The sequence below is a fragment of the Streptomyces sp. NPDC028368 genome (assembly GCF_055565615.1).
Window position 1 is genome coordinate 187,488 of the sequence record NZ_JBVHTY010000011.1, and the last position, 12,615, is coordinate 200,102.

At 70.5% G+C, this 12,615-nt stretch carries 14 protein-coding genes; all 14 read left to right on the forward strand.

Features of this window, described 5'->3' with window-relative positions:
- Positions 1-111 precede the first annotated feature (111 nt).
- The 14 genes from rimM (at position 112) to ACZ4S3_RS25400 (ending at position 12,556) form a co-directional block, all read left to right on the forward strand.
- A complete protein-coding gene (gene rimM / locus ACZ4S3_RS25335) occupies positions 112-657 on the forward strand; it encodes a ribosome maturation factor RimM (protein WP_467937869.1) in 546 nt (181 codons plus the stop codon).
- Positions 657-1,466, forward strand: coding sequence for a tRNA (guanosine(37)-N1)-methyltransferase TrmD (gene trmD, locus ACZ4S3_RS25340; protein WP_467937871.1), 810 nt, complete (start codon positions 657-659; stop codon positions 1,464-1,466). Before rimM ends, trmD begins: the two co-directional genes overlap by 1 nt.
- 134 nt (positions 1,467-1,600) lie before the next feature.
- Entirely contained in the window at positions 1,601-1,948 is a 348-nt protein-coding gene (gene rplS / locus ACZ4S3_RS25345) for a 50S ribosomal protein L19 (RefSeq protein ID WP_467937873.1), read from the forward strand.
- Positions 1,949-2,044: 96 nt separating this feature from the next.
- Positions 2,045-2,809: a signal peptidase I gene (gene lepB / locus ACZ4S3_RS25350; RefSeq protein WP_467937875.1), complete on the forward strand. Its 765-nt coding sequence runs from the start codon at positions 2,045-2,047 to the stop codon at positions 2,807-2,809.
- Positions 2,802-3,878 (forward strand): signal peptidase I, encoded by a 1,077-nt coding sequence (lepB, locus tag ACZ4S3_RS25355; protein WP_467937877.1) that lies wholly within the window; start codon positions 2,802-2,804, stop codon positions 3,876-3,878. The genes lepB (ACZ4S3_RS25350) and lepB (ACZ4S3_RS25355) overlap by 8 nt, the downstream gene beginning before the upstream one ends.
- Positions 3,811-4,791 carry a signal peptidase I gene (gene lepB / locus ACZ4S3_RS25360; RefSeq protein WP_467937879.1) on the forward strand — a complete coding sequence of 327 codons (981 nt, stop codon included), beginning with the start codon at positions 3,811-3,813 and terminating at the stop codon, positions 4,789-4,791. Before lepB (ACZ4S3_RS25355) ends, lepB (ACZ4S3_RS25360) begins: the two co-directional genes overlap by 68 nt.
- Before the next feature lie 79 nt (positions 4,792-4,870).
- Positions 4,871-5,605 carry a signal peptidase I gene (gene lepB / locus ACZ4S3_RS25365; protein ID WP_467937881.1) on the forward strand — a complete coding sequence of 245 codons (735 nt, stop codon included), beginning with the start codon at positions 4,871-4,873 and terminating at the stop codon, positions 5,603-5,605.
- Positions 5,598-6,116 (forward strand): NUDIX hydrolase, encoded by a 519-nt coding sequence (locus ACZ4S3_RS25370; RefSeq protein WP_467937883.1) that lies wholly within the window; start codon positions 5,598-5,600, stop codon positions 6,114-6,116. The genes lepB (ACZ4S3_RS25365) and ACZ4S3_RS25370 overlap by 8 nt, the downstream gene beginning before the upstream one ends.
- Positions 6,117-6,154: 38 nt before the next feature.
- A complete protein-coding gene (locus tag ACZ4S3_RS25375) occupies positions 6,155-6,463 on the forward strand; it encodes a DUF2469 domain-containing protein (protein ID WP_003980220.1) in 309 nt (102 codons plus the stop codon).
- A gap of 326 nt (positions 6,464-6,789) precedes the next feature.
- Complete coding sequence (locus ACZ4S3_RS25380) at positions 6,790-7,179, forward strand: YraN family protein (protein WP_467938071.1); 390 nt, start codon at positions 6,790-6,792, stop codon at positions 7,177-7,179.
- Positions 7,179-8,819: a YifB family Mg chelatase-like AAA ATPase gene (locus tag ACZ4S3_RS25385; protein WP_467937885.1), complete on the forward strand. Its 1,641-nt coding sequence runs from the start codon at positions 7,179-7,181 to the stop codon at positions 8,817-8,819. The genes ACZ4S3_RS25380 and ACZ4S3_RS25385 overlap by 1 nt, the downstream gene beginning before the upstream one ends.
- Positions 8,820-9,472: 653 nt before the next feature.
- Positions 9,473-10,711: a DNA-processing protein DprA gene (dprA, locus tag ACZ4S3_RS25390; protein WP_467937887.1), complete on the forward strand. Its 1,239-nt coding sequence runs from the start codon at positions 9,473-9,475 to the stop codon at positions 10,709-10,711.
- 362 nt (positions 10,712-11,073) lie between these two features.
- Positions 11,074-11,910 carry an RNA polymerase sigma factor WhiG gene (gene whiG / locus ACZ4S3_RS25395; protein ID WP_467937889.1) on the forward strand — a complete coding sequence of 279 codons (837 nt, stop codon included), beginning with the start codon at positions 11,074-11,076 and terminating at the stop codon, positions 11,908-11,910.
- 88 nt (positions 11,911-11,998) lie between these two features.
- Complete coding sequence (locus ACZ4S3_RS25400; RefSeq protein ID WP_467937891.1) at positions 11,999-12,556, forward strand: TetR/AcrR family transcriptional regulator; 558 nt, start codon at positions 11,999-12,001, stop codon at positions 12,554-12,556.
- Positions 12,557-12,615: the final 59 nt, after the last annotated feature.

Below are 12,615 nucleotides of genomic sequence, written 5' to 3' on the forward strand. Positions count from 1 at the left end.
GTTTGCGATCGTGGATCCACGATCGCCACCATCGATTGAGACACCACGACAGTCCTCAGCCACCTCCGCGAGAGCGGCGGCGGTTCAGCCGCAAAAAGGGGAGAAAACAGCGTGCAGCTGGTAGTCGCACGGATCGGCCGCGCCCACGGAATCAAGGGCGAGGTCACCGTGGAGGTGCGCACCGACGAGCCCGAACTCCGGCTCGCCCCGGGGGCCGTCCTCGCCACCGACCCGTCCTCCACCGGACCGCTGACCATCGCCACCGGGCGGGTGCACAGCGGCCGGCTGCTGCTGCGCTTCGAGGGCGTCGGGGACCGCACGGCCGCCGAGGCCCTGCGCAACACCCTGCTGATCGCCGAGGTCGACCCCGAGGAGGTCCCCGAGGACCCCGAGGAGTTCTACGACCACCAGCTGATCGACCTCGATGTCGTCACCCGCGACGGCGCCACCGTCGGGCGTATCGCCGAGGTTTCCCACCTGCCCTACCAGGACCTGCTGGTCGTCAAGCGGCCCGACGGCGGTGAAGTCCTGATCCCGTTCGTCGCCGAAATCGTCCCGGAGATCGATCTGGAGGAGCAGCGCGTCGTGATCGACCCGCCGCCCGGCCTCCTCGACGACAGCCAGGCCGAGATCGCCTCCGGCCGCGAGGACAGCTGATGCGGCTCGACGTCGTCACGATCTTTCCCGAGTACCTCGAACCGCTGAACGTCTCCCTCGTCGGCAAGGCCCGCGCCCGCGGACAGCTCGACGTGCGCATCCACGACCTGCGTGACCATGCGCACGACAAGCACAACACCGTCGACGACACCCCCTACGGCGGCGGCCCCGGCATGGTCATGAAGCCCGAACCGTGGGGCGAGGCGCTGGACGAGATCCTGGCGTCGGGCGACGGTGAACCCGTCATCGTCGTCCCCACCCCGAGCGGCGCGCCCTTCACGCAGCAGCTCGCCGTCGAACTCTCCGAAGCGCCCTGGCTGGTGTTCACCCCCGCCCGCTACGAAGGCATCGACCGCCGCGTCATCGAGGAGTACGGCGACCGCCTCGACGTCCGCGAGGTCTCCATCGGCGACTACGTCCTGGCGGGCGGCGAGGCCCCCGTACTCGTCATGGTCGAGGCCATCGCCCGGCTGCTGCCCGGTGTCCTCGGCAACGCCGCCTCCCACCAGGACGACTCCTTCGCCCCCGGCGCGATGGCCGACCTCCTGGAGGGCCCCGTCTACACCAAGCCCCCCGAGTGGCGCGGCCGCACCATCCCCGACGTCCTCCTCAGCGGCCACCACGGCAAGATCGCCCGCTGGCGCCGCGACGAGGCCTTCCGCCGCACCGACCTGAACCGGCCCGACCTGATCGAGCGCACCGACCCCGCCGCCTTCGCCAAGAAGGACCGCGAAATCCTCGCCGCGCTGGGCTGGTCACCGGGGACGGACGGCCGATTTGGGCGCACGAGCCAAGCCGTGGAAGAATAGGCCGCTGCTGTGTGCGTCCGGCGCGCGCCCCTGCCACAGGGGGAACGACGCCCGCCCGACGGACGGCAACCGAAACATCCTCTTCCTCATATCCCGTTGATGACCTGTGGCATCAGCGAAGAAAGCAGTAGGTCATGCACCTTCTCGACTCCGTCGACGCCGCGTCGAAGCGCAGCGACATCCCGGCCTTCCGCCCGGGTGACACCGTCAACGTCCACGTCCGCGTCATCGAGGGCAACCGCTCCCGTGTGCAGCAGTTCAAGGGCGTTGTCATCCGCCGTCAGGGCTCCGGCGTCCGCGAGACCTTCACGGTCCGCAAGGTCAGCTTCTCCGTCGGCGTCGAGCGCACCTTCCCGGTGCACACCCCGATCGTCGAGAAGATCGAGGTCGTGACCCGCGGTGACGTCCGTCGCGCCAAGCTGTACTTCCTGCGCGAGCTCCGCGGCAAGGCCGCGAAGATCAAGGAGAAGCGCGACAACTGAGCTCGGCCGCACCGGAGCGCGATTTTTTGCGCCGGAGCAACGTAAAGCCAAGCTCACGTACGGCGTCCGGACCCGGCCGGATAGGCTCAGGGCCCGATGGACACCGACGCACAGCTCTCGGAGCGCGACCCCTCTCCCGCCCCCGACCAGGGGCCGGAGCAGCGGTCGCGCTCCGCGCGTTTTCTCGCCCGGACGGCCCGCCTGCGCCACCGCCCGGCCACCCTCCTCGCCTGCTGTCTGGCGTTCCTCTTCCTCCTCAGCACGTTCGTCGTCCAACCCTTTCTGATCCCCAGCTCCTCCATGGAGAACACCCTGCGGATCGGGGACCGCGTGCTGGTCAACAAGCTGGCGTACCGTTTCGGCAGCGAGCCGGAACGGGGCGATGTCGTGGTATTCGACGGCACGGGGTCTTTCGTTCACAGCAACTCGGGGGACAATCCCGTCACGGCACTGCTGCGCGGCGCCGGCGCGGCGCTGGGCCTGACCCGGTCCGCGGACACCGACTACGTCAAGCGGGTCATCGGAGTCGGCGGCGACCACGTGACCTGCTGTGACAAACGGGGGCGGATCAAGGTGAACGGCAAGCCCGTCAGCGAGGGCTATCTCCACCCGGGGGATGCACCGTCCTCGGTGGACTTCGACATCGTGGTACCGGAAGGGAAGCTGTGGGTGATGGGGGACCACCGCGCGAGATCCAGCGATTCCCGCGACCACCTCGGTGAGGCCGGCGGCGGCACCGTACCGGTCGACAAGGTGATCGGCCGGGCCGACTGGATCAGCTGGCCCATCGGCCGCTGGACCACCATCAGCACCCCGCGTTCGTTCGACGGCATACCCGCCCCGGCAGGCCCCCATGGGTAACCGCGGCAAGCCCCGCCACGGGCACCAGGCCAAAGAGCCGGACGGCCAGACGGCCGACGAATACACCGCGCCGGCCGACGAGCCCGGCGGCGACACGGCAGCGGTCGGCACCCGCCGCGCCACCGGCGGACGGGCCGAACGGCGCCGCCAGGCCAAGCGCATCAAACGCCGCAGGCAGCGCTCCTACCTCAAGGAAATCCCGATCCTCATCGGCGTGGCGCTGGCCATCGCCCTCGTACTGAAGACCTTCCTGGTCCAGGCGTTCGTGATCCCGTCGGGCTCCATGGAACAGACGATCAAGATCGGCGACCGGGTGCTGGTCGACAAGCTCACCCCCTGGTTCGGCGCCAAGCCGGAGCGCGGCGACGTCGTCGTCTTCAAGGACCCGGGAAAGTGGCTGCCCCCGGACGAGAAGAGCCGGCTCGGCGGCGACCCGCCGGTCGGTGTCAAGCAGTTCAAGGACTTCATGACCTTCATCGGACTGCTGCCTTCCGCCGACGAACAGGACCTGATCAAACGGGTGATCGCGGTCGGCGGCGACACCGTCCGCTGCTGCGACAAACAAGGCCGCATCACCGTCAACGGCACCCCGCTGACCGAACCGTACGTCCACCCCGGCAACCCGCCCTCCGAGCTGAAATTCACGGTCAACGTCCCCACCGGACGGATCTTCGTGATGGGCGACCACCGTTCCGACTCCGCGGATTCGCGCTTCCATCTCAACGAGCCGTACCGTGGCACGGTCTCGGAGGACAACGTCGTGGGCCAGGCCGTGGTGATTGCCTGGCCGTTCAGCCACTGGCGGCGCCTTCAGGAGCCCGACACCTTCACTACGGTGCACGACGCGCCGGGCGCGAAGGCGGCGGCCGCGGATCCGCCGCATAGGCTGTCCTCCGAGAGTTTGGCCGTACTCCCGACCCCTGCGGAACTCCCGCTCGTTATGGGAGTGGTGGGCCTGCACCGGTTGACGGGCGGGCGAGTGCGTGGAGTAAGGAGCAGATGTGGGGGACTTGGCGGTCGGCGCGCGGTCCGGAACCGAAGAGCCCGAAGAGCCGGCGGGGCACGGTGAGTCCCCGCACCAGGCGACGAGTTCCGTGCATCAGTCACAGTCACAGTCACAGCGGTCAGTACGGTCCGGCCCGTCCGGTCCCGCCGGCCGGTCCGGCTCGTCGGACCAGCCGGCGGACGAGGAGGAGGGCGGCAGCGTGAAGCAGACGAAGAAGCCGCGCGCCTTCTGGAAGGAGCTGCCGATCCTCATCGGCATCGCACTGCTCCTCGCGCTGCTGATCAAAACATTCCTGGTGCAGGCGTTCTCCATCCCTTCCGACTCCATGCAGGACACCCTGCAGCGCGGGGACCGGGTGCTGGTCGACAAGCTGACACCGTGGTTCGGGTCGAAGCCGCAGCGCGGCGAGGTCGTCGTCTTCCACGACCCGGGCGGCTGGCTCAACGAAGCGCCCACCCCCGAGCCCAACCCCGTACAAAAGGTCCTCAGCTTCATCGGCCTGATGCCGTCCGCCGAGGAAAAAGACCTGATCAAGCGGGTCATCGCGGTCGGCGGCGACACCGTCGAGTGCCACGGCACCGGCCCGGTGAAGGTCAACGGCAAGGCGCTCCAGGAGGACTCGTACGTCTTCCCGGGCGCCACCCCCTGCGGTGACCGGGCATTCGGCCCGATCAAGGTCCCCAAGGACCGCATCTGGGTCATGGGCGACCACCGCGACGACTCCCTCGACTCCCGCTACCACCAGAACCTCAAGGGCAACGGCACGGTCTCGGTCGACGAGGTCGTCGGCCGCGCCTTCACCATCGCCTGGCCCATCAACCGCTGGGCGACGCTGCCGATCCCCGACACCTTCGACCAGCCCGGGATCAACAAGGCGATGGCGGCGGCCCCGGCCACGCTGGGCCTCGCCGGCGCCGTACCGCTCGTGCTGTGGCGCCGCCGGAGGCTGACCCAGGAGCGTGCCCCCAGGTGCTGACCGGGGTGCGTTACCCCAGGTAGGGTGCCGTCCCAGATCTTCGAACGCGGGCGCCCGCCCGCAGGGTGGGAGCACTGGGATGAGCAGCAGTACGGAACGCAGGACCGACGGCCGCGGCCGGACCACGGGCAGTGTGCTGTCCGGTCTGGCCGTGGCCGTCGGCTGTGTGCTGTTCCTGGGCGGCTTCGTATGGGCGGCACTGATCTACCGCCCCTATACGGTGCCGACCGATTCGATGTCGCCGACGATCGCCGTCGGGGCCCGGGTCGTGGCCGAGAAGGTCGACGGCTCCGAGATACGCCGCGGCGACATCGTCGTCTTCAAGGACGCGGCCTGGGGCGAGCTGCCGATGGTCAAGCGCGTCGTCGGCGTCGGCGGCGACAAGGTCACCTGCTGCACCAAGGGCAAGCTCACCATCAACGGAAAGCCCGTCGACGAACCGTATCTGCACGGCAACGGACCCGCCTCACCCATCGGCTTCAAGGCCAAGGTTCCCGCCGGCCAGCTCTTCCTCCTCGGCGACCACCGCAACGACTCCCTCGACTCCCGCGTCCACCTCACGGACGGCGACCACGGCTCCGTACCGCGCGGCGCCGTCCAGGCCCGCGTGGACGCCCGTGCCTGGCCGCTGGGCAGCATCGGCGTGATGCAGCGCCCCACCGCCTTCGCCGAGCTCCCCGGCGGCACCTCACAGCCCGGCCCGGTCCGGCCCATCGCCCTCGCCGTCATCGCCGGCGCCGTCCTCATCCTCGGCGGCGGTGCCTACGGCCCCATCGCCCGGCGCTCGGCCCGCAAGGCCCGCAGCCATGACTGAGCTCCCGGCAGCGGCCGCCGACGCCCCCGCCACGGTGCGCAAGGTCTCCCGCGTCGTACTGCTCGACCCCGACGACCGGATCCTGCTGCTGCACGGCTTCGAACCGGACAACCACCACGAGACCTGGTGGTTCACCCCCGGAGGCGGCCTGGAGGGCACCGAGACCCGCGAAGAGGCGGCCCGCCGCGAACTCGCCGAGGAGACCGGCATCACCGAGGCCGCCCTCGGCCCCGTCCTGTGGAAACGCCGCTGCTCCTTTCCCTTCGACGGGCGGCGCTGGGACCAGGACGAGTGGTATTACCTGGGACGTACGGACCGGACTGCCACCGACATGGGCGGGCAGACCGACCTGGAGCGACGCAGCGTCTCGGAAGTGAGGTGGTGGACTGCGGAGGAACTGTCCGCGTCGCATGAGACGGTGTATCCGACCAGACTCGCCGAGCTGCTGCGCACGCTGCTCGACGAAGGGCCCCCGAGTGCGCCGGTGCTCCTGGAGACCGAGAGGGTCTGACGCACAATAGGGGGACGCACGGCTGAAGGGGATCTGCCATGAGCGCCGAGGACCTCGAGAAGTACGAGACCGAGATGGAGCTGAAGCTCTACCGGGAGTACCGCGACGTCGTCGGACTGTTCAAATATGTGATCGAGACCGAGCGTCGTTTCTACCTCACGAATGACTACGAAATGCAGGTGCACTCGGTTCAGGGCGAGGTCTTCTTCGAGGTCTCGATGGCCGATGCCTGGGTCTGGGACATGTACCGCCCGGCCCGCTTCGTCAAGCAGGTGAGGGTGCTCACGTTCAAGGACGTGAATATCGAGGAGCTCAACAAGAGCGATCTGGATCTTCCCGGCAGCTGAGGGCAGCTGAGGGCAGCTGAGGGCAGCTGAGGACGGCTGACGACGGGGGCCGGGACCCCTGCGGGTGACGGGGATATCCACAACCGGCCCGTTGTCCACCAAGATCCAATAGGTCTGTGCGGAGGCGTCACAGTCGGTGCCGGAGGTGGTGCCGAATGAACGCCACGCAGGCCGGCCGGGAGGCCGGGAACACAGCACGGACCGACGAGGGCACGAAGCGCAGTCGGCGCCGAAGGCCGGGCAGCGGGACGGCAGCAAGACGCCGCACAGCCACCCCTGCGACGACATCGGCCACCCCGGCGGCGCCGACAGCCACCACGGTCACCGTGGCCGCCACGGCTGCCACCACCGCCAAGACGGACCCGCGGCGGGCGCTCGGACGCTACGGCGAAGACCTGGCCGCCCGACGGCTCATCGAAGCCGGGATGCGGATCCTGGACCGCAACTGGCGCTGCCGGGACGGCGAGATCGACATCGTGGCGGCCGACGGCGACGCACTGGTCATCTGCGAGGTCAAAACCCGCCGCGCGGCCTCGTACGAACACCCCATGGCGGCCGTACGGACCGGGAAGACCGAGCGGCTGCGCCGGCTGGCCGAGCGCTGGCTGGAGCGGCACGGCGGCCCGCCACCCGGCGGCGTACGCATCGACGTCATCGGCGTGCTGCTGCCGGCCCGCGGTGCCCCGGTGGTCGAACACGTACGGGGGGTGGCGTGATGGGATTCGCCCGTACCTGCTCCGTCGCCCTGGTCGGCGTCGAAGGCGTCGTCGTCGAGGTCCAGGCCGACCTGGAACCCGGCGTCGCGGCCTTCACCCTGGTCGGACTGCCCGACAAAAGCCTGGTCGAGTCCAAGGACCGGGTGCGCGCGGCGGTAGTCAATTCCGGCGCCGAATGGCCACAGAAGAAGCTCACCGTCGGCCTCAGCCCGGCATCCGTCCCCAAGAGCGGCAGCGGCTTCGACCTGGCCGTCGCCTGCGCCGTCCTCGGCGCCGCCGAGCGGCTCGACCCCCGCGCACTCACCGACCTGATGATGATCGGCGAACTGGGACTCGACGGCCGCGTCCGCCCCGTGCGCGGCGTACTGCCCGCCGTCCTGGCCGCCGCAGACGCCGGATACCGCCAGGTCGTCGTACCGGAACGGACCGTCGCCGAGGCCTCGCTCGTCCCCGGCATCTCCGTCCTCGGCGTCCGCAGCCTGCGCCAGCTCATCGCCGTCCTCACCGACGAACCGGTGCCCGACGAGGACGAGGACACCCCCACCGAAGGCCGCCCCGACCCCTTCCTGTCCGGCCTGGCCGTACCCGGCACCGGAGTCTGCGCCGGCCTGCCACCCGGAGACCGCCCACTCGACCTTTCGGACGTCGCAGGCCAGCACAGCGCCCGGCGCGCCCTCGAAGTAGCCGCCGCCGGACGCCACCACATCTTCTTCAAAGGCCCGCCCGGAGCAGGCAAAACCATGCTCGCCGAACGCCTCCCCGGCCTGCTGCCGCCGCTGTCCCCCAAGGAATCCCTGGAGGTCACCGCCGTCCACTCGGTGGCCGGCACCCTCCCACCGGGACAACCACTTGTCGACCGGCCGCCCTACTGCGCCCCGCACCACTCCGCGACCATGGCATCCCTCGTCGGCGGCGGCAGCGGGCTGCCTCGCCCCGGGGCCGTATCCCTCGCGCACAACGGCGTGCTGTTTGTCGACGAGGCGGCCGAGTGCGATGCCCGTGTCCTGGACGCGCTGCGTCAGCCCTTGGAATCGGGCCATGTGGTGGTCGCCCGAGCCGCCGGCATGATGCGCATGCCGGCCCGCTTCCTTCTGGCCCTCGCGGCAAACCCTTGCCCCTGCGGCAGACACGGAACCATCGCAGGCGGCTGCGAATGCCGCCCGTCCTCGATCCGCCGCTACCGAGCGAGGCTGTCCGGGCCCCTGATGGACCGCGTGGACCTGCGGATCGCCGTGGAACCGGTCGCCCGCCACGAGCTGGTCGCACTCGGCCGCGGCGCCGAATCCAGCGCGCAAGTGGCCGAACGCGTCCGGGCCGCCCGCGAACGCGCCGCCGCCCGCTTCGCCGGCACCCCCTGGAACACCAACAGCGAGGTGCCCGGACACGAGCTGAGAACCCGCTGGCAGGTGGACCCCGGAGCCCTCGCCCAGGCCGAACGCGACCTGGAATGCGGACTTCTGACGGTCCGCGGCCTGGACCGCGTCCTGCGCGTCGCCTGGACGTCCGCCGACCTCTCCGGCCGCGACCGTCCCACCAGGGAGGACGTCAACTGGGCCCTGGAACTGCGCACCGGTGTACGGCGCGGCAACGCGATGCCGGTAACGGCACCGGCGTCGAAGTCGGCATCGACGATGTCCTGAACCAGCCCGTCATCCGCCATCCGCCATCCGCCCCCCACCCCCACCCGCGCCACGTTGTCGGTGCTGGTGCTGGTGCTGGTGCTGGTGCTGGTGCTGGTGCTGGTGCTGATGCCGGTGGCGGTGGCGGTGGCGGGTGGGGGTGAGGTGGGGCGCAGCATGAGCAGGTGGCTGTGACCGGTGAAGCCGGATGGGCGGGTGCGGCGGCGGGCGGCGAAGCGGCGTGAGCGGGTGCGATGCATGAGTGGGGGATGAGCGGGCGCGGTGGCACGAGTGCGGGGCGGGATGCCGTGAGCGGGTGATGCCGACGTGAGTAGGCGGGGTGACGTGGCCTGGTGATGCGGCCGTGAATGGGTGTGGTGACGCGGCCTGGTGATGTGCCGTGAGCGGATGGAGAACGCCATGGCCGGATGGGTGTCACGTGCGCGTGGACCCGCCGCCACGGTGCTGATGGGCGAGCCGCGGTGAATACGGGGGTGGCGTGGGGTGGTGGGGGGCGGGGGCGGGGGCCCCGGGGGAGTGGCCGGCGCGGCGCGCCCGCCCGTACGAAAGCCGGCGGTCCCGCGGTCCGCACCCGCCCGGCCCGCAGGAGCGGCCATTTCGGATCACAACCAGGGCCGCGCGACGACGCGGCCTCCAGACGAGCAGGGGGCGTAATGAACGGTACGGACGCATGGGGCTTTGCCACCCACGGCGCAGCCGACACGACACAGGACCCAGCCTCCGACGAGCCGACGGCTCACGACAAGCCGCACGAGCAACACCGCACGGCGCGCGCGGCGCTCACCCGCATCCTCGAGCCGGGTGACGGGACCGCCGGTCGCTGGCTGCGCGAGATGGGCCCGCAGGCCCTGTGGCGCGCGCTGTCCGGCGACGCCGATCCGCCCGAAGGCGCCCGGCCGGACAAGATCGCGGGTCTGAGGCTGCGCGCGGCGCGTACCGATCCCGCAGCGGACCTGGCCGCCGTCGCCGCGCTCGGCGGCCGGTTCCTCATCCCCGGCGACGAGGAATGGCCCGGCCAGCTGGACGACCTCGGTGATCACCGCCCCATCGGCCTGTGGGTGCGCGGTGCGGCGAACCTCCGGTTCTGGGCGCTGCGCTCGGTCGCCATCGTCGGCGCCCGAGCCTGCACCGAATACGGCGCCCGCCTCGGCGCCACCCTGGGCGCCGGTCTCGCCGAACGCGGCTGGACCGTCGCCTCCGGAGCCGCGTACGGCGTCGATGCCGCAGCCCACCGCGGCGCGCTGGCCGCCGACGGCCCGACCCTCGCCGTACTCGCGTCCGGCGTCGACTACGCCTACCCGCGCGGACACACGGAATTGCTCGGCCGTATCGCTGAACAGGGCCTGCTCGTCGCAGAGTTACCGCCCGGTGACCACCCCACCCGCAGCCGATTCATCCAGCGCAACCGCGTCATCGCCGCGCTCACCCGGGGCACCGTCGTCGTGGAAGCCGAACTCCGCAGCGGCTCACTGGTCACCGCTCGGCGAGCGCTGGCCCTGGGACGGTTCATCATGGGCATGCCCGGCCCCGTTACCAGCAGCCTGTCCGCAGGCGTACACCAACTCCTGCGCGGCGAGGCGATGCTGGTCACCGACGCAGACGAGGTCATCGAGCTCGTCGGTAGTATCGGCGACCTCGGCCCCCAACGGCACGGGCCGACCCTCGCCCGCGACCTCCTGGACCCCGTCGCGGCCCGCGTACTGGATGCCCTGCCTGCCCGTGGCGGGGCGGGCGCCGACCAACTTGCCAGGGAATCGGGCACCGCCCGCGACGTCGCGCAGAGCAAGCTCATCGAGCTGCAGTCGCTCGGATTCGTTCAAAAGTGCGGTGGCCACTGGGAGTTGGTGAGACGCGCCGAGTCGCCCGAAGGTTCCCGGCGAGGCGGTCCTTGACCTGGGGCGAACGGGTGAAAGGGTGAGGGGAATGACCGCAGAATCCAGGTTTGCCTTGCTTCGACGTGCGGCGCCGGCCCGTTGGGCGACGGCGATGCGATGCAACGGACGCACGGGATCCCGCCCGCCGCGCCATGGCGCCCCGCCGCCCGGCCCCTCGGGAATGTGCGCCCGGTGCCGTGTCGCGGTGCTGCCACGCCGTACGAGGTAACCCTGAGGTGCGGGCAGCGGAACGTATCTGCGCACGCCCGATCCCCACTTCCTCGCGCACCGCGACGCCGCGGTCACGCTACGCTCACAGGCACTTCACCCCTCAACCGTCCACCCATCCAGCGTCTCGGCAGAACGGCTCAAGGCGACGAATGCCCCAGCACACCTCCGGGTCTGACCGCGCGGCTGTACCACCCGCCGCGCGCGGCAGCGTGCGCCCCGCCGCGCCCTCCTCGCTCGACGAGCTGTGGCACGCCTACAAGGCGTCGGGCGACGGGCGGTTGCGGGAGCAGCTGATCCTGCACTACTCCCCGCTGGTCAAGTACGTCGCCGGCCGCGTCAGCGTCGGGCTGCCCCCCAACGTCGAACAGGCCGATTTCGTCTCCTCCGGAGTGTTCGGCCTGATCGACGCCATCGAAAAGTTCGAACCCGAACGTTCCATCAAGTTCGAGACCTACGCGATCACCCGCATCCGCGGCGCCATGATCGACGAGCTGCGCGCGCTGGACTGGATTCCACGGTCCGTACGGCAGAAAGCCCGAGCCGTGGAACGGGCGTACGCCACCCTCGAAGCGCAACTGCGCCGTACCCCGTCCGAGGCGGAGGTCGCCGACGAGATGGGCATCGCGCTGGAGGAACTCCACGGCGTGTTCAGCCAGCTGTCCCTGGCCAACGTGGTCGCGCTCGAAGAGCTCCTGCACGTCGGCGGCGAGGGCGGTGAGCGGCTCAGCCTCATGGACACGCTGGAGGACACCGCCGCCGAGAACCCCGTCGAAATCGCCGAGGACCGCGAGCTGCGACGACTGCTCGCCCGCGCCATCAACACCCTGCCCGACCGCGAGAAGACCGTGGTCACCCTCTACTACTACGAGGGGCTCACGCTCGCCGAGATCGGCAACGTCCTCGGCGTCACCGAGAGCCGCGTGAGCCAGATCCACACCAAGTCCGTACTGCAGCTCCGGGCGAAACTGGCCGACGTCGGACGTTGAAACTCCCCGTGCCGGGGTGCCGGGCCCAGTGCCGCGACGCGCGAGCCATCCGTACAGTGGGCATGTGCCAAGGATTCGAGCGGCCTCTGTGGCCGAGCACCGGACGATGCAGCGCGGCGCCCTCTTGGACGCTGCCCGCACCCTGCTGTCCGAAGGCGGAACGGAAGCGCTGACCTTCCCCGCCCTCGCCGAGCGCACGGGGCTCGCGCGCTCCTCCGTGTACGAGTACTTCCGCTCTCGCGCGGCCGTCGTCGAAGAGCTGTGCGCCGTGGACTTCCCGGTCTGGGCCGCGGAGGTCGAGGCGGCGATGGAGCGCGTCGGTACGCCGGAGGAGAAGATCGAGGCTTACGTGCGCCGACAGCTGGCCTTGGTCGGCGACCGGCGCCACCGGGCCGTCGTCGCCATCTCGGCCGGCGAACTGGATGCCGGCGCACGCGAAAAGATCCGCGCCGCGCACGGCGGACTCATCGCCATGATCGTCGAAGCCCTGGGCGCGCTCGGCCATGAACAGCCCCGGCTCGCCGCCATGCTCCTCCAGGGCGTCGTAGACGCCGCGGTCCGCCGCATCGAACTCGGCGCCGCGGAAAACCCGGACGAGATCACGGAGGCGGCTGTGGGGATGGTCCTGCGCGGCGTGAGCGGCTGACCTGGGGGCCTCCCCCCCGCCCCACCCCCTCCACCCCCACACCGCTCGTTGGCCCGCAG

What these genes read in the sequence shown, in the direction of transcription:
- trmD (WP_467937871.1), top strand. Translation starts at nt 657, where the DNA reads ATGCGGCTCGACGTCGTCACGATCTTTCCCGAGTACCTCGAACCGCTG.
- rplS (WP_467937873.1), top strand. Translation starts at nt 1,601, where the DNA reads ATGCACCTTCTCGACTCCGTCGACGCCGCGTCGAAGCGCAGCGACATC.
- lepB (WP_467937875.1), top strand. Translation starts at nt 2,045, where the DNA reads ATGGACACCGACGCACAGCTCTCGGAGCGCGACCCCTCTCCCGCCCCC.
- lepB (WP_467937877.1), top strand. Translation starts at nt 2,802, where the DNA reads ATGGGTAACCGCGGCAAGCCCCGCCACGGGCACCAGGCCAAAGAGCCG.
- lepB (WP_467937881.1), top strand. Translation starts at nt 4,871, where the DNA reads ATGAGCAGCAGTACGGAACGCAGGACCGACGGCCGCGGCCGGACCACG.
- ACZ4S3_RS25370 (WP_467937883.1), top strand. Translation starts at nt 5,598, where the DNA reads ATGACTGAGCTCCCGGCAGCGGCCGCCGACGCCCCCGCCACGGTGCGC.
- ACZ4S3_RS25375 (WP_003980220.1), top strand. Translation starts at nt 6,155, where the DNA reads ATGAGCGCCGAGGACCTCGAGAAGTACGAGACCGAGATGGAGCTGAAG.
- ACZ4S3_RS25385 (WP_467937885.1), top strand. Translation starts at nt 7,179, where the DNA reads ATGGGATTCGCCCGTACCTGCTCCGTCGCCCTGGTCGGCGTCGAAGGC.
- dprA (WP_467937887.1), top strand. Translation starts at nt 9,473, where the DNA reads ATGAACGGTACGGACGCATGGGGCTTTGCCACCCACGGCGCAGCCGAC.
- whiG (WP_467937889.1), top strand. Translation starts at nt 11,074, where the DNA reads ATGCCCCAGCACACCTCCGGGTCTGACCGCGCGGCTGTACCACCCGCC.